Source organism: Pseudomonas sp. B16(2017) (assembly GCF_002113205.1).
In the GTDB taxonomy this organism is placed as follows: Bacteria; Pseudomonadota; Gammaproteobacteria; order Pseudomonadales; family Pseudomonadaceae; genus Aquipseudomonas; species Aquipseudomonas pharyngis.
Window position 1 is genome coordinate 436665 of sequence record NZ_NEKA01000004.1, and the last position, 21011, is coordinate 457675.

General features: G+C 63.6%; 17 protein-coding genes and 1 pseudogene. 8 read left to right on the forward strand and 10 right to left on the reverse strand.

All coding sequences use genetic code 11. The features are described from left to right. Nucleotides 1–20 precede the first annotated feature (20 nt). Nucleotides 21–2132, reverse strand: a complete 2112-nt coding sequence (locus CAG25_RS09480; RefSeq protein ID WP_085610479.1) for a PAS domain-containing sensor histidine kinase — start codon at nucleotides 2130–2132, stop codon at nucleotides 21–23. A 132-nt stretch (nucleotides 2133–2264) separates the two neighbouring features. After that, nucleotides 2265–2954, reverse strand: coding sequence for a GntR family transcriptional regulator (locus tag CAG25_RS09485; protein ID WP_039768861.1), 690 nt, complete (start codon nucleotides 2952–2954; stop codon nucleotides 2265–2267). A gap of 140 nt (nucleotides 2955–3094) precedes the next feature. Here CAG25_RS09485 and CAG25_RS09490 point away from each other — a divergent pair, with 140 nt between their 5' ends. From CAG25_RS09490 to CAG25_RS09520, 7 genes are all read left to right on the forward strand, one after another. Beyond that, entirely contained in the window at nucleotides 3095–4180 is a 1086-nt protein-coding gene (locus CAG25_RS09490) for an ABC transporter ATP-binding protein (RefSeq protein ID WP_085610480.1), read from the forward strand. A gap of 1 nt (nucleotide 4181) precedes the next feature. Next, nucleotides 4182–5099 carry an ABC transporter permease gene (locus tag CAG25_RS09495; RefSeq protein WP_007959454.1) on the forward strand — a complete coding sequence of 306 codons (918 nt, stop codon included), beginning with the start codon at nucleotides 4182–4184 and terminating at the stop codon, nucleotides 5097–5099. Continuing rightward, nucleotides 5096–5884, forward strand: a complete 789-nt coding sequence (locus CAG25_RS09500; protein WP_064597101.1) for an ABC transporter permease — start codon at nucleotides 5096–5098, stop codon at nucleotides 5882–5884. Before CAG25_RS09495 ends, CAG25_RS09500 begins: the two co-directional genes overlap by 4 nt. 15 nt (nucleotides 5885–5899) lie before the next feature. Beyond that, complete coding sequence (locus tag CAG25_RS09505; RefSeq protein ID WP_085610481.1) at nucleotides 5900–6952, forward strand: extracellular solute-binding protein; 1053 nt, start codon at nucleotides 5900–5902, stop codon at nucleotides 6950–6952. A gap of 139 nt (nucleotides 6953–7091) precedes the next feature. Then, entirely contained in the window at nucleotides 7092–8288 is a 1197-nt protein-coding gene (locus CAG25_RS09510) for an amidohydrolase family protein (protein ID WP_085610482.1), read from the forward strand. Further along, nucleotides 8285–9772, forward strand: a complete 1488-nt coding sequence (locus CAG25_RS09515; RefSeq protein ID WP_085610483.1) for an amidohydrolase family protein — start codon at nucleotides 8285–8287, stop codon at nucleotides 9770–9772. Before CAG25_RS09510 ends, CAG25_RS09515 begins: the two co-directional genes overlap by 4 nt. A gap of 11 nt (nucleotides 9773–9783) precedes the next feature. Continuing rightward, nucleotides 9784–10443 (forward strand): flavin reductase family protein, encoded by a 660-nt coding sequence (locus CAG25_RS09520; RefSeq protein WP_085610484.1) that lies wholly within the window; start codon nucleotides 9784–9786, stop codon nucleotides 10441–10443. On the opposite strand, the gene CAG25_RS09525 is transcribed toward CAG25_RS09520, so the two are convergent. From CAG25_RS09525 to lexA, 4 genes are read right to left on the reverse strand one after another with little or no spacing between them, the layout of a single operon-like run. Continuing rightward, nucleotides 10444–13542 carry an error-prone DNA polymerase gene (locus CAG25_RS09525; protein WP_218191687.1) on the reverse strand — a complete coding sequence of 1033 codons (3099 nt, stop codon included), beginning with the start codon at nucleotides 13540–13542 and terminating at the stop codon, nucleotides 10444–10446. After that, nucleotides 13518–14933: a DNA polymerase Y family protein gene (locus CAG25_RS09530; RefSeq protein WP_085610485.1), complete on the reverse strand. Its 1416-nt coding sequence runs from the start codon at nucleotides 14931–14933 to the stop codon at nucleotides 13518–13520. Before CAG25_RS09530 ends, CAG25_RS09525 begins: the two co-directional genes overlap by 25 nt. Before the next feature lie 7 nt (nucleotides 14934–14940). Further along, nucleotides 14941–15558, reverse strand: coding sequence for a translesion DNA synthesis-associated protein ImuA (gene imuA / locus CAG25_RS09535; RefSeq protein ID WP_085610486.1), 618 nt, complete (start codon nucleotides 15556–15558; stop codon nucleotides 14941–14943). Beyond that, nucleotides 15558–16175: a transcriptional repressor LexA gene (lexA, locus tag CAG25_RS09540; protein WP_064381249.1), complete on the reverse strand. Its 618-nt coding sequence runs from the start codon at nucleotides 16173–16175 to the stop codon at nucleotides 15558–15560. Before lexA ends, imuA begins: the two co-directional genes overlap by 1 nt. Nucleotides 16176–16375: 200 nt before the next feature. On the opposite strand from lexA, the gene CAG25_RS09545 reads away from it, so the two are divergent. Further along, nucleotides 16376–18034: a phosphoethanolamine transferase gene (locus CAG25_RS09545; protein WP_085610487.1), complete on the forward strand. Its 1659-nt coding sequence runs from the start codon at nucleotides 16376–16378 to the stop codon at nucleotides 18032–18034. Between the two features lie 7 nt (nucleotides 18035–18041). Here CAG25_RS09545 and CAG25_RS09550 read toward each other — a convergent pair. The 4 genes and pseudogenes from CAG25_RS09550 to CAG25_RS09565 form a co-directional block, all read right to left on the reverse strand. After that, nucleotides 18042–18311 (reverse strand): annotated as a pseudogene (locus CAG25_RS09550) (DUF971 domain-containing protein); the annotation flags it as partial. After that, nucleotides 18308–19270: a HEAT repeat domain-containing protein gene (locus tag CAG25_RS09555; RefSeq protein WP_085610489.1), complete on the reverse strand. Its 963-nt coding sequence runs from the start codon at nucleotides 19268–19270 to the stop codon at nucleotides 18308–18310. The gene CAG25_RS09555 and the pseudogene CAG25_RS09550, both read right to left, overlap by 4 nt. Next, nucleotides 19267–20115: an ABC transporter ATP-binding protein gene (locus CAG25_RS09560; RefSeq protein ID WP_085610490.1), complete on the reverse strand. Its 849-nt coding sequence runs from the start codon at nucleotides 20113–20115 to the stop codon at nucleotides 19267–19269. Before CAG25_RS09560 ends, CAG25_RS09555 begins: the two co-directional genes overlap by 4 nt. Further along, on the reverse strand, nucleotides 20115–20888 hold the full coding sequence (locus tag CAG25_RS09565) for an ABC transporter permease (RefSeq protein ID WP_085610491.1): 774 nt from the start codon (nucleotides 20886–20888) through the stop codon (nucleotides 20115–20117). Before CAG25_RS09565 ends, CAG25_RS09560 begins: the two co-directional genes overlap by 1 nt. Nucleotides 20889–21011: the final 123 nt, after the last annotated feature.

A 21011-nucleotide genomic window follows, 5' to 3' on the forward strand; every position in this document is an offset into this window, starting at 1 on the left:
CTTGGTCAGGGGATTGGAGCTCAGGTGCTGAGCACGGAACGGATCATCTGCAGCAGTGCTTCGGGGCCATAGGGCTTGCCGAGCAAATGGGTGTCGGGGCTGAGCTGGTGGTTGCGCGAGATGATGTCGCGGGTGTGGCCCGAGGTGAACAGCACGGCCACCGGCGGCATTTGCACCTTGGCCCACGCCGCCAGATCGGAGCTTTTGATAAGACCGGGCATGACCACGTCGGTGAAGATCAGGTCGACCCGCGCGCCTTCCATCAACATCTGCATGGCCGCATCGCCGTTGCCGGCGATCAGCACGCGGTAGCCTTCTTCGCGCAACAGTTCGACCGCCGAGGTGCGCACCGCTTCGTTGTCTTCGACCACCAGGATCGTCTCGTGACCACCCGCCTGCTGATGATTGACGCTCGGCGAGTCATCGAGCACGGGGCGCAGGCTGCGTGGAAAGTACAACTGCACCCGCGTGCCTTCGCCGATCCGACTGTCGATCTCCACATGCCCGCCGCTCTGCTTGACGAAGCCGAACACCATGCTCAAGCCCAGGCCAGTGCCCTGGCCGTCGGCCTTGGTGGTGAAAAACGGTTCGAACACCTGCTCGAGCATGTGCGGGGCAATGCCCACGCCGCTGTCACTGACCGAAACCCGCACGAAATCCCCCGGCACGATGCCCTTGCCCGAACAGAACGCCCGGTCCAGTGAGAGGTTGGAGGCGCCGAGCACAATCGTGCCCTCGCCCTTCATGGCGTCCCGGGCATTGATCGCCAGATTGAGAATGGCGTTTTCCAGTTGATTGCGGTCAACGTTGATGTGCCAAGGCTCAACAGGCAGTTGCACATCGATCTGAATGGTTTCGCCCAGCGCCCGTTGCAGCAACTCGCCCACGCCTTCGAAGATCTGGCGGGGATTGCACACCGCCGGCGACAGCGGCTGACGCCGGGCAAACGCGAGCAGTTGCGAAGACAGCTTGGCGCCGCGCTCCACCGCCGCCAGCGAGGCGCTGACCCGACGCTGGACGTTGGCATTGTCCGGTTCATGGCGAGCCAGCAGGTGCAGATTGCCGGCGATCACTTGCAGCAGGTTGTTGAAGTCATGGGCCACGCCGCCCGTAAGGCCGCCGATGGCTTCGAGCTTCTGCGACTGACGCAATTGCTCTTCCGCGGCGAGGCGCGCCTCGACTTCATCCGCTACCCGCTGTTCGAGGTTGCGGGTGAACTTGAGCAGCGATTCCTCGGCGGTCTTGCGCTCGTGAATATCGATCAGCACACCGGGGAAACGGAACGGCCGGCCCTGCTCGTCGAATTCGCAAGCACCGCTGGCGAGCACCCACAGACAACTGCCATCGGCACGCACCACCCGGTACTCGGCGTTGTAGGGCTCGCCGGTACGCACCGAATTCTCCACGCACTCCTGTACCCAATTACGGTCGTCCGGATGAATGCGCGTCTCGGCGATATGCTGCGGCAGGTTGCTCAGGTCTTGATCAGGCGGGTAGGAAAATGTCCGGGCAAAACGCTCGTCGGCCGACAGCACGTTGTTCCTGACGTCCCAGACAAACGAGCCGAGCAATGCCCCGGCATTGAGTGCCAGGCGCACCCGCTCGTTATCGGCGCGATAGGCATCTTCAGCGGCTTGGCGCAGACGCTCGGACAAAACCAGTTCAGTGGTCTCCACCACCATCGCCATCACGCCCGAAGGCACACCGGCATCGTTGGCCACCGGGCTGTAATACAAATCGAGCCAGACATCCTCGGGCACGCCGTCGCGCAGCAACACCAATACCTTGTTGCGATATTCCAGGGTGCCGCCGGCCAGACAGGTGTCGACCACATGCCGGTTGAAATCGGCCACCTCCGGCCAGCCCAGTTCCACCGGCGATCCGAGCAGGTACGGATGCCGGCCGCCGGCAAATCGCGAATAGGCGTCGTTGTAGATCATGTAACCGGCATGACCCCAGAGCATGACCATCGGCAGCGGCGAGGCCAGCATCAGCTGGACCGTGCTGCACAGGCTGGCCGGCCAGGTTTCGAGGGGGCCCAGATCAGTCCTGCTCCAGTCAAACGCACGAATGCGCCCGGCCATCTCGCCTTGCCAGCCGTCACACCCATGGCTATCGGATAAAAACTGCATCAGCTGCTTCAACGCCTTGTAGTGGGTCCGGTTCTATCGCCGCGCGTTCAAACGCCACGCCCGTCTGTTTCGAGCGTGTCGGGCAGCGATGGTTTCATTAGAGGTATAGCCGATTTCACCTGCACTCGACGCTCACACTCCGATCAGGTGTTTGAGCGGATGGTAGCCGGTCTTCATTTTCGCAGCGACGTCGAGGATCGCCTTCTGGATGCCGTCCAGGTGCATGCAGGTCAGCTCGATCGCGGCGCTCTGATTGCCGGCCTCGATGTACTCGATCAACCGCAGGTGCTCGTCATCACGGCAGGCTTCGTGGCTGTCGTCATCCAGCGCGGCGGCGTACAGCGAGGCGCGGGAAATCAGCTTCTGAAACCAGTCGAGCAACACCGGGTTATTCAGGCTACGGGCGAGTTTGATGTGGAACTCGCCGAGCAGGTGAATCAGCCGCTCGTGATCGCCGGCTTCGTGGGCTTCGTCTTCCAGCAGCAGGTGGTCACGCAAATCCTGCATCGCCGCAGAGTCCTTGCGCCGGCACAGTTCGGTGACGATGCCGATCTCGATCAGGCGCCGGGTTTCGAACAGCGAACGGATTTCCTCATCGCTGGGCAGCGACACCGACGCACCTTTATTGGGCTCGGTGGTGACCAGTCCGTCGGCCTCCAATTGCTTGAGCGCCGCGCGAACCGACGTGCGGCTGACATTGAACAATTCCGCCAGCGACGCCTCGCCCAGCTTCATCCCCGGACGCAGCGAACGCTTGCTGATCGCCTCGTAAACCCCTTGGTAGACGCGGTCGACCGTGGTTTCCGTTTTTTTCTCGGTCATTTGGAAGCTCCTTCAACGCTGGCGACGCTGCCCGACGAACGACTCAGTCAGGGAAATGGGGGGTTGCGCCAGCAGATTAATCCGGGTATTTCTAAATTGCATTCAGATATTGCATACAATAATTAGAGGATTGCACCATTATGGGTCAAGCAATAGCCATTGAAGTGCGTAACGTATCCAAGCGGTATTCTGATGACCCTGGCTTGGCGCCAGCCCTCGACAACGTGTCGGTGAACATCGCCGACAACGAGTTTTTCACCCTCCTCGGCCCCTCGGGCTGCGGCAAGACCACCCTGCTGCGCACCATCGCCGGTTTCGAACACGTCAGCGACGGCGAGATCCGTCTGGCGGGGGAAACGGTCAATCACCTGCCGCCGTTCAAGCGTCGGGTCAACACGGTGTTCCAGAGTTACGCGCTGTTTCCGCACATGAGTGTCGCGCAGAATATCGCCTTCGGCCTCGAGATGCAGGGTCTTGATCGCAAGACAATTCCGGGACGGGTCGACGAGATGCTCGCGCTGGTGCAGATGGAGCACCTGGCCGGGCGCAAACCGGCGGAATTATCCGGCGGCCAGCAGCAACGCGTGGCGCTGGCCCGGGCCTTGGCGCCGAAGCCGAAAGTGCTGTTGCTCGACGAGCCGCTGTCGGCGCTGGACCTGAAGCTGCGCAAGGAAATGCAGGTCGAACTCAAGCGCGTGCAGCAGGAAGCCGGGATCACCTTCATCTTCGTCACCCACGATCAGGAAGAAGCCCTGACCCTGTCCGACCGGATCGCGGTGATGTCCGCCGGCAAGATCCTGCAGATCGGCACCCCGACCGACATCTATGAACGCCCGCAGCACCGTTTCGTCGCCCAGTTCATCGGCGACATCAATTTCCTCCCCGGCGAGCTCAAGCGCGGCGACCACAACGAAAACCTCTTCGTGCCCAGCGGCATGCCGGTGGAAATCCCCTGCCCGCCGCAAGGCGTCAATGGCAGCAGCGTGCAACTGGCATTTCGGCCCGAGCGCTCGCAACTGGTCGCAGCGGATCAACCGCATCACCTGCGCGGGGTAATCGAGGCGGTGCTGTATGTCGGCACCGCGACGCTGTACCAGTGCCGTTTGAACAACGACATCAAAGTCATTCTGCGGGAAAACAACGAAGGCCTGAACCGTGGTCGTGCAGTCGGCGAGCCCGTGGCGGTGCACCTGCCGCCCCAGGCCTGTCTGTTGATGGAGGCCTGAGATGAGCGTCAGCAGCACTTCCCCCTCTCTCAACCGCGCGCTGTTGCTCAGCCCGGTGGTGTTGACCCTGCTCGCCCTGATCGCCATTCCGCTGGGGATCATGGGCTACATCAGCCTGCTGCCGCGCAACACCTACGGCGGCGTCGACTGGCAGGCCCAATGGCAACTGCAAAGTTACGTGCAGCTGTTTTTCCAGGAGGGTTTTGACGGCGAACTGGAGCTCAACTGGGTCTACGCCCAAGCGCTGTTGCGTTCGGTGTTCCAGGCCGGCGGCACCACCGTGCTGTGCTTCCTGTTCGGGTTTCCGGTGGCGCTGTGGATGTCGAGCCTGACCCCGCGCCGACGCAACCTGATGGTGTTGCTCATCACCATTCCGTTCTGGACCAACCTGCTGATCCGCAACTACGCGTGGCTGATCATCCTGCGCGAACAGGGCTGGGTCGCCCAGAGCCTCAACGCGCTGTTCCCGAGTGCCGGCGGCATCACCCTGCTGTACAACGACTTCGCCGTGAGCGTCGGTCTGGTCTACAGCTTCTTGCCGTTCATGATTCTGCCGATCTACTCGACCCTGGAAAAACTCGACTGGCGTCTGGTGGAAGCCGCCTATGACCTGGGCGCCAATCGCTGGCATGCGCTGCGGCGGATCATCCTGCCGCTGTCGATGCCCGGCGTGATTGCCGGTGCGTTGCTGGTGTTCGTGCCGAGCCTCGGCGCCTTCATCACCCCGGCGATCCTCGGCGGCGGCAAGACCCTGATGATCGGCAACCTGATCCAGCAGCAATTCGGCACCGCACGCAACTGGCCGCTGGGCAGTTCGCTGTCGTTCCTGCTGCTGGGGATTCTGCTGTTGTCACTGGTGCTCTACGCCCTGTACAGCCGCAGCGCGGCGAAAACCCTGAACCGGGGAGCGAAAGCATGATCTCTCTGCACCTGAAAAAACTCCCGGCGACCCGGGAAATCAGCCTGCTGATCCTCGCCTATCTGTACGTGCCGATCCTGGTGTTGATCGCCTACAGCTTCAACGCCAACCGCTCGGCGACGGTGTGGACCGAGTTCTCGTTCGCCTGGTACGGGCGGATCCTGGCCAACCCGTCGATCCAGACCGCAGCGCTGAATTCGATCATCGTCGCGACCATCGCCACAGTCTGCGCCACGGCGATTGCACTGCTGGCGGCGCTGGCGACCTACCGGCCGTTCTACGGGCAGAAAATGGTCGAAGGCGGGATCAACCTGCCGCTGATCCTGCCGGAGATCGTCACCGCCGTGGCCACCCTGCTGCTGTTCATGGCGCTGGGCATCAAGCTCGGGCTGATGACGGTGATCGTCGCGCACATCGGCTTCTGCATTCCGTTCGCCTACCTGCCGATCCGCGCGCGGCTCAACGATCTGGACAAGAGCCTGCTGGAAGCCGCCAACGACCTGTACGCCAACCCGTGGCAAGTGTTCCGCCGCGTGACCTTGCCGCTGCTGTGGCCGGCGGTGCTGTCCGGATCGGTGCTGGCGTTCGTGGTCAGCCTCGACGATTTCATCATGACCTTCTTCGTCGCCGGGCCCGGTTCGACCACGTTGCCGGTGTACATCTTCTCGGCGATCAAGGCTGGCGTAACACCTGAAATCAACGCGATTTCAACCCTGATGCTGGTGATTTCCATCGTGCTGGTGGTGCTGGCCTTCTGGCTCGGCCAACGCGGCAAACAACAATAAACCTGGAGCGCGCTCATGAAAGTGAAAAACATGCGTCTGGCACTATCCGGTCTGGCCCTGAGTTGTTTCACCGCGTTCGGCGCCCACGCCGCCGAGCCCAAGCAATTGTTCTTCTACAACTGGACCGATTACTACCCGGTGGACTTGCTGGCCAAGTTCGAAAAGGAGACCGGGATCAAGGTCACCATGGACGGCTACGACAGCAACGAAACCCTGCTCGCCAAGTTGCAGGCCGGCGGCGCCGCGTATGACGTGATCGTGCCGTCGCAGTCGATCATGCAGACGCTGATCAAGCAGGACCTGCTGTTGGAAATCGACGCCCCGACCCTGAGCAACTTCCAGTACGTCAAAGGCCCGTTCCGCGACCCGAGCTTCGACCCGGGCCGCAAGTTTTCGGCGCCTTACCTGTGGGGCACCACCGGGTTTTCCTATGACAGCGCACGGGTGCCGGGCGGCAAGCTCGATGATTCGTGGAAAGAGTTCTTTGAGCCGCGCAAGGAACTGCAAGGCCAGCTCGCCGCCCTCGACACCTCCAGCAGCGTGATCAATGCCGCCAGTCATTACCTGAACGTCGACGAATGCACGGAAAACCCGCAGGACGCCAAGCGCATCCTCGAACTGCTGCAAAAGCAGAAACCGTTTTTGAAGATGTACAGCTCCGACAACACCGTCGACCGCATGGCCTCGGGCGAAGTGATCATGATGCAGAACTGGAACGGCTCGACGGCCCGCGCCACGTTGCAGAAGAGCACGATCAAATACGTGTACCCGAAAGAAGGCCTGGCGATGTTCCAGGACAACTTCGCCGTACCGAAAAGCGCGCCGCATCCGGGCAACGCGAAGATCTTCATCGACTGGATGATGAAGCCCGAGAACGCGGCGGCCGTGTCCAACGCGATTGCCTATGCCAACGGGATTCAGAGCGATCAGTTGCTGGATGCGAAATGGAAGGTCATGGACGCGATCAACATGCCCGAGGAGTACGCCTCGCGCCTGCGCCCGGAGAAGGAATGCAGCAACAAGGCGCGGGAGCTGCAGGATCGGATCTGGTCGAAGCTCAAAGGTTGATCGCCTGACTCAAGACCGCGTCGAGACCATCGCGAGCAGGCTCGCTCCCACATTGGATCTCTGAGTGACACAAATCCCTGTGGGAGCCGGCTTGCCAGCGATGAGGCCCGCCCAGACAACCTAGAAACAGAGGTATGAAATGTCCCACCCCCGCTGGCTCAGAAACATCCGCCCCTACGGCGCCCCCGCCGAAGACCTGCTGATCGAAAACGGCCGCTTCACCCAACGCCGTCCGGCCTCGAATACGCCGCTGGCCGCCACCGACATCGACGGCCAGAACCAGCTCCTGACCGCCCCGCTGGTGGAAAGCCACGTCCACCTCGACAAGACCCTCTACGGCCAACCCTGGCGCCCGAACAGCGCCGGCCCGACGCTCAAGGACTACATCAGCAACGAGCGCCGCGTGCTGCGCGAAGTCAAAGCGCCAATTGCCGAACGCGCCGGCGCCCTGCTGGAGAACTGCATCGCCCGGGGTTCGCTGACGATGCGCTGCCACGTCGACATCGACCCGGAATTCGGCCTGCGCCACGTCGAGGCCATGCAACAACTGCGCGAAACCTACAACGACCTGATCGACCTGCAGCTGGTGGTCTTCCCGCAAACCGGCCTGATCAGCCGCCCCGGCACTGCCGAGCTGATGCGTGAAGCCATGGCCCTGGGCGTGGAAAACGTCGGCGGGCTTGACCCCTGCGGCATCGACAATGACCCGATCGCGCAACTGGATTTCGTGTTCAAACTGGCCAGCGAATTCCAGCGTGGCGTCGACATTCACCTGCATGACAAAGGTGAACTGGGCCTGTGGCAGATCGCCCGGATCGCCGATTACACCGAGCGTTTCAACCTGCACAACCGGGTGATGATCAGCCACGCCTATTGCCTGGGCATGCTGCCGTGGAGTCAGGTCAAACCGGTCGCCGAACGCCTTGCTGCACTGGGCATTTCGCTGATGAGTTCGGCGCCGGCCGATTGCGCCGTTCCACCCTTCCTGGCGCTGCGCGAGACCGGCGTCAACGTGTGTCTGGGTTCCGACGGCATTCGTGATGCGTGGTCGCCGATGGGCAATGGCGACATGCTGGAACGGGCGATGCTGCTGGCCTTCCGTTTTGATCTGGGCAAGGACGATGAACTGGCGGCGGCGTTCGACGCGGCGACGGTCAACGGTGCGCGCGCATTGGGGATCGAGGATTACGGCTTCGCCGTCGGCCGGCCGGCGGACTTTCTGCTGATGCCGGTGGAAACCCTCGGTGAAGCGGTGGTCGCGCGGCCGGTGCGTCAGGTCTATCGCGGCGGCGAACTGATCGCCAGCGGCGGTCGTTTGCTGGGCAGCCGTCTGTGAAACGCATCGGCCTGAAGGCCGGTTGCGTGGTCGGTTTCGACGGCACGCAACATGTGCTGTGGCGCGACGGCGAAGTGGTGTTCGCCGGGTCGCGCATCGAGTTTGTCGGGCGCGGTTATCAAGGGCCGGTGGATCAGTGGATCGACTACGGCAACGCACTGATCGGTCCCGGCTTCATCGACCTGGACGCCCTCGGCGATCTCGATTCCACGGTGCTGACCCTGGACAACGGCGACGAGCGCACCATGGGCCGCATGTGGTCGGCGGAGTATCTGGCGGCCGGCCCGCGTGAGTCATTCAGCCCCGAGGAAGAGGTCTTCAAATACCGCTACGCCTTCACTCAGTTGATCCGCAACGGCATTACCACGGCCATGCCGATCACCTCGATGTACTACCGCGAATGGGCGGAGACCTACGACGAGTTTGCCGCTGTCGCCAACGTGGCGGGCGAACTGGGGCTGCGCACGTACCTCGGTCCCTGCTACATGAGCGGCATGAGTTACTGGCGCGCCGACGGCACCCTCGCCCATCACTGGGATGAGGCTCGGGGCCTGGCGGGACTGGACGCGGCCGAACGGTTTTTCAAGGATTTCGATGGCGCCCACGCCGGGTTGATTCGCGGCGCGCTGCTGCCGGATCGCATCCAGACCTGCACCCCGGCGCTGCTTGAGCGTACGTCCGCCTTGAGTCGCGAACTGAACGCACCGATGCGCCTGCATTGCTGTCAGGCGCCGGGTGAAGTGGCGATGGTCGAACAGCTGCGCGGTACATCGCCGCTGGGCTGGTTGCAGCAACTCGACCTGCTCACCCCGCGCAGCCTGCTGCCCCACGGCCTCTACACCTCGGGCGATGACGATCTGCAGCGGGTCATCGACGGCGGCGCCAGTCTGGTGCACTGCCCGCTGGTGTTCGCCCGTGACGGCGAGGCGCTGAATTCGTTCGGCCGCTATCGTGCCAAAGGCATCAACTTCGCCCTCGGCACCGACACCTGGCCGGCAGACCTGCTGGAGAACATGCGCCACGGCCTGAACATCGCCCGGCTCATGGAAGGTGGTCCATCGCTGACCAGCAGCCTCGACCTGTACAACGCCGCCACTCTCGGCGGCGCCAAGGCGCTGGGCCGTGACGACCTCGGTCGCCTGGCGCCCGGCGCCAAAGCGGATATCACCGTGTTCAATCTGCGCGGCCTGCATCTGGGCCCGCTGTTCGATCCACTGAAAAACCTGTTGCTGGCCGGACGCGGCGACGACTGCATCGCCAGTTACATCGACGGTCGCTGCGTGATGCAGAACGGTCAGGTCATCGGCGTCGACTACCCCTCTCTGCAACGCCAGGCCCAGCGCCAATACGAAAAACTGATGCGCAGCCACAGCGACCGGGCCTTTGGCCGACCGGACTGGAAAACCCTGTTCCAGCCGGCCATTGCGTTCGCCGACGACTACAGCGCCGAAGCGCCGTTGAGCGCCATCGATCCCCTTCTTTAGAGAACACTGCCATGCACAGCTTCGACTTCAGCCAACTGAGCCCACGGGAAAAATACAAGATTCTGATCGGCAGCGTGGTGCCGCGCCCGATTGCTCTGGTCACCACCATCGACGGCGAAGGCCGGGTCAATGCCGCGCCGTTCAGTTTTTTCAATGCCCTGTCGGCAGATCCGCCCATTCTCGCGCTCGGCGTGGAGAACTACGGCGATCAGAGCCCGAAGGACACCACGCGCAATATCCAGATGAATCAGGAGTTCACGGTCAACATCGTCAGCGATGCACTGGTGGAGGCCATGAACGTCTGCGCCGTGCCGTTTGCGCCGGGTTTCGATGAATTGACCGCTGCCGGCCTGACAGCGATTCCCGGCACCGCGGTCAAATGCCCGCGAATCGGCGAAGCACCCGTGGCGCTGGAATGCCGACGGATGATGGCGCTGAACATCGGTCAATCCCGGGAGATCATTTTTGGCGAGGTGTTGATGGCCCATGTGCGCGACGAGTTGATCGACCCGAAAACCCTGTACATCGATCAATTGGGGCTGGATGCGATCGGGCGCATGGGCGGGCATGGTTATGCGCGGACCCGGGATTACTTCGATTTGCCGACCCGCTCGTTGCAAGCGTGGACGGAAGCGCCGGGGGGTGGCGAGCGGTTCTGGCCACAGCGCTGATCAGTGGAAGTCGCGGCTCTGTACGCGGATGCCGTTGAGCAGCGGAGTCAGATCGCTCAGGCGTCCGGCAATCAGGTGCCGCACCTCGCCTTCCCGCTCCCAGCGGCCATCGACCTTGAGCAATTGCGAGCCCACCAGCACCTGGCGCTGACGCTCGGCCAGATCGCGCCAGACCACCACGTTGACGTTGCCGAACTCGTCTTCCAGGGTCACGAAGGTCACGCCGCTGGCGGTGCCCGGCCGCTGGCGACCGGTCACCAGCCCCGCCACGCTGACCGGCCGACCATGCTCGACTTCCAGCAACTCCCGGGAACTGCGGCAGCGCCGTGCCCGCAACTCGTTGCGCAACAACGTCAGCGGGTGCGGCCCCAGCGTAGTGCCCAGTGTGGCGTAATCGGTGAACAGGTCTTCGCTGACACTCGGCGTCGGCAGCAGCACATCCGGCTCTTCCTGACTCGGCAACCCGGCAAACAACCCTAGCTGTTTCTGCACCCCGGCCACTTCCCAGCGGGCCCGATGACGATGACCGGCCAGACCGCGCAATGCCCCGGCATCGGCCAGCAGCGCCTGGGCGCGACTGTCGAGCCCGGCCCGTTCGCCCAGATCGGCGACATCGGCAAACGCCCCCCTCGCCCGCGCGCTTTCAATGCTGCGCGCATCCTCCTCGCGAAAGCCCTTGATCATCCGCAGGCCCATGCGGATGGCCGGTTGCTCGCCGGTGATCGGCTCCAGGCTGCAATCCCAGTCACTGGCGCGCACGTCCACCGGGCGGATCTGCAAATGATGCCGGCGCGCGTCCTGAAGAATCTGATCCGGGCTGTAGAACCCCATCGGCCAACTGTTGATCAGCGCGCAGGCGAACGCCGCCGGTTCGTGGCACTTGAGCCAGCAACTGGCATAGGTCAGCAAGGCAAAACTGGCAGCGTGGGATTCAGGGAAACCGTAACTGCCGAAGCCCTTGATCTGCTCGAAGATCTGCGCGGCGAATTCCGGGGAGTAGCCGTTTTTCTTCATGCCGGCGGCCAATCGTTCCTTGTGCGGCTCCAGCCCGCCGTGGCGTTTCCACGCGGCCATGGAGCGGCGCAACTGATCGGCCTCACCGGGGCTGTAGTCGGCGGCGACAATGGCGATCTGCATCACCTGTTCCTGAAACAGCGGCACGCCAAGGGTGCGCTTGAGCACCACTTCCAGTTCCGGGGACGGATAGGTTTCCTCTTCCTCCTTGTTCCGGCGGCGCAGGTACGGATGGACCATGCCGCCCTGGATCGGCCCCGGCCGGACGATGGCCACCTCGATCACCAGGTCGTAGAAGGTTTGCGGGCGCAGGCGCGGCAGCATCGACATCTGCGCCCGGGACTCGATCTGGAACACACCGATGGTGTCGGCGCGGCTGATCATGTCGTACGTGGCGCGATCCTCGGCCGGAATCGTCGCCAGGCTCAGCTTCTGGTTACGATGACGGCGCAGCAGGTCGAAACAGCGGCGGATCGCGCTGAGCATGCCGAGGGCGAGGATATCCACCTTGAGCAGCCCGACCGCATCGAGGTCGTCCTTGTCCCACTGGATAATCGTGCGGTCGGCCATGGCGGCGTTCTCCACCGGCACCAGCGTGTCCAGCGGTTGCTCGGAAATCACGAAACCACCGGGGTGTTGCGACAGGTGCCGGGGGAAGCCGATCAGTTGCCCGGTCAGGCTCAGCACCCGGTGCAGCAGCGGACTTTCCGGGTCGAAACCGCCTTCGCGCAGGCGCTCCACGGGCGGCGTGTCATCGCTCCAGTGGCCGCAGCAGTCGGCCAGCGCATTGATCTGGTCCGGCGGCAAACCCAGCGCCTTGGCCACATCGCGGATCGCGCCGGAAGCGTGGTAGGTGCTGACCACCGCGGTCAGCGCCGCACGACGGCGACCATAACGACGAAACACGTATTGCAGGACTTCTTCGCGGCGTTCGTGCTCGAAATCCACGTCGATGTCCGGCGGCTCGTTGCGCTCCCTCGACATGAAACGCTCGAACAGCAGCGTGGTGCGGTCCGGATCGATCTCGGTGATGCCCAAGGCAAAACACACCGCCGAGTTGGCCGCCGACCCCCGGCCCTGGCAGAGGATTTTCTGCTCACGGGCGAAGCGCACCACGTCGTGCACGGTGAGGAAGTAGCTTTCGTAGCCGAGTTCGGCGATCAGCTCCAGTTCATCGTCGATCTGCTTGAGTACCTTGGGTTGTGCGCCTTTCGGCCAGCGCCAGGCGATGCCTTGCTCGGTCAGGTGCCGCAGCCAGGAACTGGCGCTGTGTTCCTCGGGCACCAGCTCTTTGGGGTATTGATAGCGCAACTCGCCCAGATCGAAGGTGCAGCGGCGAGCCAGATTCACCGACTCGTCCAGCAAGGTCTGCGGATACAACTCGCGCAACACATCGAGGCTGCGCAAATGCCGCTCGCCATTGGGGTGCAGGCGCAATCCGGCTTCCGCTACCGGGACGTGATGGCGGATCGCGGTCATGGTGTCCTGCAAGGCCCTCCGGCCACGGGCGTGCATGTGCACATCGCCACTGGCCACTGCCCGAATCTGCAGTTCATCCGCCAGACTCAGCAGTGCAGCCAGTCGCCGCTGATCGTCCTGCCCGCGGTGCAACTGCACCGCCAGCCACAGCCGCTCGCCGAAGGTCTGCTTCAGCCAGCGGCCCTCTTCCACCTCATCGACCGCCTCCGGCACCCACAGCACCAGCAATCCCGGCAGCGGCTCGCTGAAATCCTCACGCAGTGTTTGATACTGGCCTTTCTGGGTTCGCCGTCGAGCCTGGGTGATCAAACCGCACAACGCCTGATAACCCTCGATGTTCTCGACCAGCAACACCAGTTTCGGGCCGTTCTCGATGCGCATCTCGCTGCCGATGATCAGCGGCAGCTCCACGGATTTGGCCGCCTGCCAGGCACGAACGATCCCGGCCAGGGTGCATTCATCGGTGATCGCCAGTGCCTGATAGCCGTGTTTTTTCGCCCGCTGAAACAGCTCCAGCGCACTGGACGCACCACGCTGGAAACTGAAGTTCGACAGGCAGTGCAGTTCGGCGTAACCCTGGCTCACGCGAACCAGCCCTGCAGCCACAACGGACCGCCCTCACCCACCGCCCGGTACGCCCAGCCTTGCTGGCCGGCGCGGTTCTGGATCAGGTAATAGTCGCGGCGCACGTCGTCACCGTCCCACCAGCCGGACTCGATCCGTTCCGGGCCCATGAGGATGCGCGCCGAACCTTCCGGCACGGACTGCGGTTCGCCCAACAACCAGCCCGGACGCTGCACGCCCGGCAATGCAGGGCAACGCTGCTTGTCGTCGGCGTTCTGCCACGCGCACTCCGGTCGATGATCGGCCTGAAAGCGCAGGCCCTGCACCGCCTCATCCCCCAGCCGCGCGCGCAGGCGTTCGCGCAATTGCTCCCAGGGCAAGGTCTGCTGCGGACGGTCGTCGAACAGCTCCTGAAACTGCGGCACGAAACTCGGCAGATCCTCGGCGCGCAAACGAAAACCGCGCACCGGGGCTTCGACCTGCACCTGCTCCAGTCGACCACGGGCCAGCTCGAACAGCATCGCCGGATCGCGCTCGGCGCTGAGCAGGCCGACCCTGATCAGCGTGTCCGGCAACCCGGCGTGTTCCAGATGCAGGTCGAAGCGCTGCACGCCGCTGTCGCGCCCGCACAAAAACGCCGCCAGATCGGACGTCAGGCGGCGCAATGGAAACAGCAGCGCCTGATGGGACTGCACGTCGAAATTGAGTTCGATGCGCACGTCGAAGCGATCCGGCGGCAGGTAGAATGCCAGCGCCAGCGGCCGTGCGCCGAACAGCGTGTCCAGATGCTTGAGCATCGGCGCCTCGAAACGCCGGGCCAGGGCCTGACGCGGCAGGTTCTGCACCTGATGGAGGTTGCGCAGGCCCATGCGCGACAACGCCGTGGCCACGCTCGGTTCAAGGCCGATGCGGTCGACCGGCAATTGCCCGAGATGATGACGCAGGGCTTCACCGTCGGGCACCACCAATCCGTCATAGGCGTTGGCCAGTACTCGCGCCGCCACCGGGTTGGGCGCGGCAACGATGCGGTGCCGAAAACCCAGCTCGGTCAGCTCCGTGCGCAACCGCGCCTCGAACTGCGCCCAGGAACCGAAAAGCCCGAGGCTCGATTCGATCTCGAACACCACGGTGCGCGGGTAATGCACGCTGACCTGCGCGCTGAAGCGATAGGCCCAGGCGGCGAGAAACTGCTGCCAGTGCTCAACCTCGGCCGAATCGTAATCGACGGTGGCGAACCCTTTGCTCATGGCCTGCGCGGCGGTCATCGACTGCCCCGGACGCAAGCCCAGTGCCCGCGCCGCCGGGTTGACCGCTTGCAGCACCCGGCGCTGGGCCGGGCCGCTGAGCAGCGCCAAGGGTTGCTCGGGATCGGGGCGCTGACGCAGCACGGCGTCGAGAGCCAATTGCGGGAACAGAATGCAAACCCAGCGCATGGCGACCTCAATGCCCCACGGCGAAGGCAATCGGTGCGCTGCGCGCCAGACCACCCCGGCACTTGAGCACGCGCAATTGCGCGGGTCGTGCATCGATGGCAATGCGCAATGCGGCCGGCGACGGGTTGACCGCCTCGCTCAATGGGCGCCACGCGAACGCCAGGGTCTGGCCGGTTTCCGCCGCCACCTGCAAACGGCGCAAGGCGCGATCATCGGCCTTGTGCGGCCAGCACAGCACCGCACCGCAGCTGCCCGAGCGCAGGCATTGTTCCGCCGCCCACAACGCATCGCGCTCGCTGGCCTGGATCACCGACAACTGCCGCAGATCGACTCCGGCATTGGCCCAGGCCTGCGGGTACGGCACAAACGGCGGCGCCACCAGCACGATGCGCTCGCCCGCCGCCGACAGCCGCGCCAACGTCGGCCACACCAGTTGCAGCTCACCGACACCGGGCCCGGCCAGGAGGATTTCGCTCAGCGCCGCTTCCGGCCAGCCGCCACTGGGCAAGGCCGCATCCAGCGCCGCATGGCCGGTGGGTTGCGGGCTGGTGGTCGGTGGCGCAGGCCGGCCCTTCCAGACCTGGCCGCCATTGAACAGCGTATCCAGCGCAACGACGGCCCCCATCAGCCTTGCCTCACCAGACCGCAGAACACCCCTTCGATGGCCAGGTCCTGATCGGCCCGCACCACAATCGGCTGGTACGCCGGGTTGCGCGGCAACAGGCGAACCTCATCGCCGACCCGCTCGAAGCGTTTGATGGTGACTTCACCGTCGAGCCGCGCCACCACGATCTGGCCGTTGAGCGCCTCGGGGTTGCGCCGCACGCCGACCAGATCGCCGTCGAGAATGCCGTCCTCGATCATCGAATCGCCCTGCACCCGCAGCATGTAGTCGGGCGTGCGGGAGAACAGCGCCGGGTCGAGCATCAGCCGATTGTGCAGGTCGGCATCGGCACCGATGGGCGCACCGGCGGCCACCCGGCCGAGCACCGGCACTTCAAGCAGTTCCGGTCGCGCCGGCTGCCCGAGCAGGCGAATGCCCCGGGCCTGATGCGGATTGACCTCGATAAACCCGGCTTCGGTGAGCGCCAGCACATGCTTGCGCGCCACGCTGCGGGAGGCAAAACCAAAAGCCTCGCTGATTTCAGCGAGGCTTGGGGGCTGACCGTGTTCGGCGATGCGTTCGCGGATAAAGGTCAGGATGGCGGTACGGCGGGGAGTCAGGGTCGTCATGGAGTACATTTGTACTCTTGTGGGAATTTCCTGACAAGCACCGCCAGTCAGCTCGGTCCGACTTCATCGCGCGGCGCTCAACGGCCACCTGAGTTACGTCAGCCATCGCTGAAAAACTGTTACCGGATGTTTACAAAATTTTTACCCATCATCTTCTACAGTCAGGAGCACATTCGTATGAGTTTTCTATCGGTAGAGGAAAGATTCAAATGGCTTTGGGCAAAGGACTGCGCTTGCCAGTCATCACTCCGACCCGCCTGGTGCTGCTGTTTTCCCTGGCACTGGTGGCGCTGTACAACCTGGCGAGCTGGAAGGCCCTGGGAACGCTGATTACCCTGCAAGGCGCACAGAAACTGGCGTTTTTCGCCTCCTTCGGGCTGTTTCTGTGGGCGGCGATCACCCTGCTGCTGACCCTGGTGTCGTTTCGCTGGACGCTGAAACCGGCATTGACGCTGGTGGCTGTGCTTTCGTCTTGCGCGGCGTATTTCATGAACGAATACGGCATCACCATCGACACGGTGATGATCCAGAACGTGTTCGAAACCAACCCCGGGGAAGCCACGGCGCTGTTCAGCGGCAAACTTCTGGCTTACGTGCTGGTGCTCGGTGTGTTGCCGGCCGTGCTGATCTGGCGCTGGCCGGTGGTTTATCGGTCGTTCTTTCGAGGCTTGCTGAACAAGGTGCTGGTGATCGTGGCCTGTGTGCTGGTGATCGGCGCTTCGGTGGGCGCGTTCTATTCGACCTACGCGCCGATCTTTCGCGAGGAAGACAAGCTCACCCACTTCATCAACCCGACCAACTACATCTACGCGATCAGCAAATACACCAAGCAACGGCTGGGGATCAAAAAGCATTTCGTGGTGCAGGCCATCGGCGAAGACGCGGTGATGAGCGCCAAGGCGGCCGGTCGCGAGAAGAAATCGCTGATGGTGTTCGTGGTCGGTGAAACTGCCCGGGCCGACCATTTCTCGCTCAACGGTTATGAGCGCGAGACCAATCCCGAGCTGAGCAAACTCGACATCATCAACTTCACCAACGTGCATTCCTGCGGCACCTCGACGGCGGTGTCGGTGCCGTGCATGTTCTCGATGTTCCCGCGCGAGGACTACAGCGACAAGAAAGGCAAAACCTACGAAGGCCTGCTGGATATCCTGCAACGGGCCGGCGTACAGGTGCTGTGGCTGGATAACAACAGCGACTGCAAGGGCACCTGCCTGCGCGTGCCGAACCGCGACATCGCGAAGAACCAGCCGGGGCCGTTCTGCGACGGCAACAACTGCCTCGACGAAGCGCTGCTGGCTGACCTGCAAGGCTACATCGACCGCCTCAAGGGCAACGCGATCATCGTCCTCCACGCCGACGGCAGTCACGGCCCGGAATACTACGAGCGCTATCCCAAAAACATGGAGCGCTTCAAACCGATCTGCCACACCAATCAACTGGGCAGTTGCAGCCGTGACGAACTGGTCAACGTCTACGACAACACGATCCTCTACACCGACCATTTCCTGGCCAAGGTGATCGAGCTGCTCAAGCGCAATCAGGACCACCTCGATACGTCGATGCTGTACGTGTCCGACCATGGCGAATCCCTGGGCGAGAACGGCCTGTACCTGCACGCCGCGCCCTATGCGCTGGCGCCGCAAGCCCAGACCCATGTGCCGATGGTGATGTGGTTCGGCAACAACACCCTGGCGCAACTGGGCATCGACCGTGGCTGCCTGCAAGGCAAAAGCAGTCAGCCGGATCTGAGCCATGACAACCTGTTCCACTCGGTGCTGGGGTTGTTCGAGGTCAGGACGTCGCTGTATCAGCCGGGGCTGGATATTTTCCATGGCTGTCGGCCGGCGATGACGGCGGGACAGTGATCCCCTCCAGCTGCGCCAGATAGGCCCACGGGTAAATCCCGCGCTGATGGCCGTCGCTGAACACCAGTTGCAGACCGTAGCCCTGAGCGTTCAATTCGAGGACCCGCACACGCGGGTCAACCATGGGCGGCGAGCCCCGCAGGCGAAACGCCCGGCATTGCGAGCACGGGCATTGGCGGCGCAGTTCGGCATGGTCAAGCAACTGCTCGCGGCCATCCGGCCAGCTCAGCCGCAATCGGTGTTCACGTTGGGAATTGCCGACCGACAGCGGATTCATTGCAACTGACTCAAGGCAATCCGCACGGCTTTGCGCACTTCCGGGTCGCCGTCGTCCTGCGCGGCCTGCAATGCGGCCACGGCCCCATGATCGTTCAGTTCGCCGAGGGCCAGCGCGGCTTCCTTGCGCAGGTTGCTGATGCGGTGGCCGAGGGTGTCGATCAGCGCGTCGAGGGCCGGCACGTAACGCAAACGGCCGAGGCTGCGGGTCGCGCGCAGGCGAACCTGCCAGTAGTCGTCGGCCAAGGCTTCGATCAGCGCCGGGCCCGCGTCGGTGTGGCCGACCTTGCCGAGGGTGGTCGCGGCTTCTTCGCGCACTTGCCAGGCTTGATCCTGCAAGGCCTGACGCAACGCAGGCAGCACGTCAGCGTCACTTGCCAGGCCCAGGGCGCCGGTGGCGGCGCGGCGCACTTCGGTGTCCGGATCATTGCTGGCCAAGCGGGCCAGGGCCGGCAGCGCGTCGAGTTGCTTGAGCCAGCCAAGCACGCCGACGGCTTCCCGGCGCACGCTGGCATCGGCATCGTTCAGCGCCTGAATCGCGGCCGGCGCAGCGCCGGGGAAACGCAACTCGCGCAAGGCCCGGAACGCGGCAATCCGCACGCCGGTTTCAGCATGGGCGGTCCACGGCAGAATCACCCTGCCCGCCGCTTCGGTTTTGAGCAGGCTCAGGCTCTGCGCCGCAGCGGCTTGCACCGCCGGCGACGGATCCGTCAGCGCCTGGCACAGCGCTTCAACCACCGGTTGGTCTTCCCAGGCTTCCAATAAACGCGCCGCTTCGGCACGCACCTCTTCGGCAGGGTCTTCGGCCAGTCGTTCGACCAGCCAGACCAAACCATCCGGTTCTTCGAGGTCGGCCAGGTCGATCAGGGCAATCCGCCGCACCCCGGCATCATCGGCGGTCAGGCGTGGTTGCAGGGCGAGAATGTCGTCGTTATCGGTCACAGCAAAAAATGAAGTCACAGGGCAAATCTCGGCAAGGCGTTTTCGGGAGGCAGGCCGAGCGGGTTGAGGCGCGGCAGCGGTCGGTCGTTGTCGTGGCGCAGCAGGTCGAGGCAGTGGCGCTTGAGGCGCGAAAACTCGTGGCTGGTGACCAGTTCGGTGGTGCGTGGCCGGGGGAAATCCAGGCGCAGGTCTTCGATGATTCGCCCTGGCCGTGCGCTCATCACCAGCAAGCGGTCGGCAAGGAACAGCGCTTCGTCGATGTCATGGGTGACGAACACCACGGTGGTGCGAATCCGCGTCCAGATGTCCAGCAGCAGTTCCTGCATGTTCAGCCGGGTCAGCGCGTCCAGTGCGCCGAAGGGTTCGTCCATCAGCAACAGCCGAGGGCGATTGACCAGCACCCGGGCGATCTCCACCCGTTGCTGCATGCCGCCGGAGAGTTGATCCGGCCAGCGTTCGGCGAAGCCTTCGAGGCCGACCAGTTTGAGAATTTCATCAGCGGCGCGATGGCGCTCGACTTTGCCGATGCCGCGCATCTTCAGGCCGAAGGCAACGTTGTCGCGCACCGTGCGCCAAGGGAACAAGGTGTGATGCTGGAACACCATGCCGCATTGCGGTGACGGACCGGACACTTCGGCGCCATCGACTTTCAACTGCCCGCCATGGGGCTGCAGATGCCCGGCCAGCGCGCCGAGCAAGGTCGACTTGCCACAACCGGACGGACCGAGAATGCACACGAACTGGCCCGGCTCGATCTGGCAATCCAGCCCCTGCACCGCTTCAAACGCTTGCCGGCCTTCGCCGAGGACAATGGATAGCTGACGGATATCGATCCGCCCTTCCGGGGTTTGCATCACGCTCATCAGGCTTTTCCTCGTGGACGATGCCAGGACGTGAACAGCCCGCCCAGGCGTTTGATCAGCAGGCTGCTGCCCATGCCCAACACGCCGATCAGCAACATGCCGACCACGATGTCCGCATAGTTCTGGATGGTGTAGGACTCCCAGGTGTAGTAACCGATGCCGAACTGGCCGGAGATCATTTCAGCGGTCACCAGACAGAACCACGACGTGCCCATGCCGATCGCTAGGCCAGTGATGATGCTAGGCGCGGCGCCTGGCAGGATCACTTCCAGCAGAATCGCCCGACGCCCGGCCCCGAGGCTTTTGGCCGAGGCGATCAGGCGCGGGTCGACGCCTTCGACGCCGTGCACGGTGTTGAGCAGGATCGGGAATAGCGCGCCGGTGAAGGTGATGAAGACCATCGACAGTTCGGAGGATGGGAACATCAGGATGGCCAGTGGAATCCAGGCGACGGCGGGGATTGGGCGCAGGACTTCCAGTGGCGGCAGCAGCAGGTCTTCGGCCCATTTCGAACGGCCGATGGCCAGGCCCAGGGCGATGCCGATCACCAGTGCGGCGAGGTAGCCGGCGAACACCCGGCCGAGGCTGGCGCTCAGGTGCTGGATGAGCTTGCCGGAGTCACCGAGGCCGAGCGCGGCTTCGATCACGACCAGCGGGGTCGGGACGTTGACGAAGGTGACGAGGCCGAGGTTCCAGTGGTGGCTGGCGGCGAGTTGCCAGAAGAGCAGGCAGAGCAGCAATGAGGCGGCTCGGGGGATCCAGCGTGAAAACATATATCACCTCTGATCGTTCCCACGTCGAGGCGTCGTACCGTCTGCGTGGGAATGCATCCTGTGACGCTCCGCGTCACATCCAAAGCGGACGCAGAGCGTCCATAGCGGCATTCCCACGCGGAG

Coding starts and splice junctions, on each gene's coding strand:
- CAG25_RS09480 (WP_085610479.1), bottom strand. CDS start 2,132: ATGCAGTTTTTATCCGATAGCCATGGGTGTGACGGCTGGCAAGGCGAG.
- CAG25_RS09485 (WP_039768861.1), bottom strand. CDS start 2,954: ATGACCGAGAAAAAAACGGAAACCACGGTCGACCGCGTCTACCAAGGG.
- CAG25_RS09490 (WP_085610480.1), top strand. CDS start 3,095: ATGGGTCAAGCAATAGCCATTGAAGTGCGTAACGTATCCAAGCGGTAT.
- CAG25_RS09495 (WP_007959454.1), top strand. CDS start 4,182: ATGAGCGTCAGCAGCACTTCCCCCTCTCTCAACCGCGCGCTGTTGCTC.
- CAG25_RS09500 (WP_064597101.1), top strand. CDS start 5,096: ATGATCTCTCTGCACCTGAAAAAACTCCCGGCGACCCGGGAAATCAGC.
- CAG25_RS09505 (WP_085610481.1), top strand. CDS start 5,900: ATGAAAGTGAAAAACATGCGTCTGGCACTATCCGGTCTGGCCCTGAGT.
- CAG25_RS09510 (WP_085610482.1), top strand. CDS start 7,092: ATGTCCCACCCCCGCTGGCTCAGAAACATCCGCCCCTACGGCGCCCCC.
- CAG25_RS09520 (WP_085610484.1), top strand. CDS start 9,784: ATGCACAGCTTCGACTTCAGCCAACTGAGCCCACGGGAAAAATACAAG.
- CAG25_RS09530 (WP_085610485.1), bottom strand. CDS start 14,933: ATGCGCTGGGTTTGCATTCTGTTCCCGCAATTGGCTCTCGACGCCGTG.
- imuA (WP_085610486.1), bottom strand. CDS start 15,558: ATGGGGGCCGTCGTTGCGCTGGATACGCTGTTCAATGGCGGCCAGGTC.
- lexA (WP_064381249.1), bottom strand. CDS start 16,175: ATGTACTCCATGACGACCCTGACTCCCCGCCGTACCGCCATCCTGACC.
- CAG25_RS09545 (WP_085610487.1), top strand. CDS start 16,376: ATGGCTTTGGGCAAAGGACTGCGCTTGCCAGTCATCACTCCGACCCGC.
- CAG25_RS09560 (WP_085610490.1), bottom strand. CDS start 20,115: ATGAGCGTGATGCAAACCCCGGAAGGGCGGATCGATATCCGTCAGCTA.
- CAG25_RS09565 (WP_085610491.1), bottom strand. CDS start 20,888: ATGTTTTCACGCTGGATCCCCCGAGCCGCCTCATTGCTGCTCTGCCTG.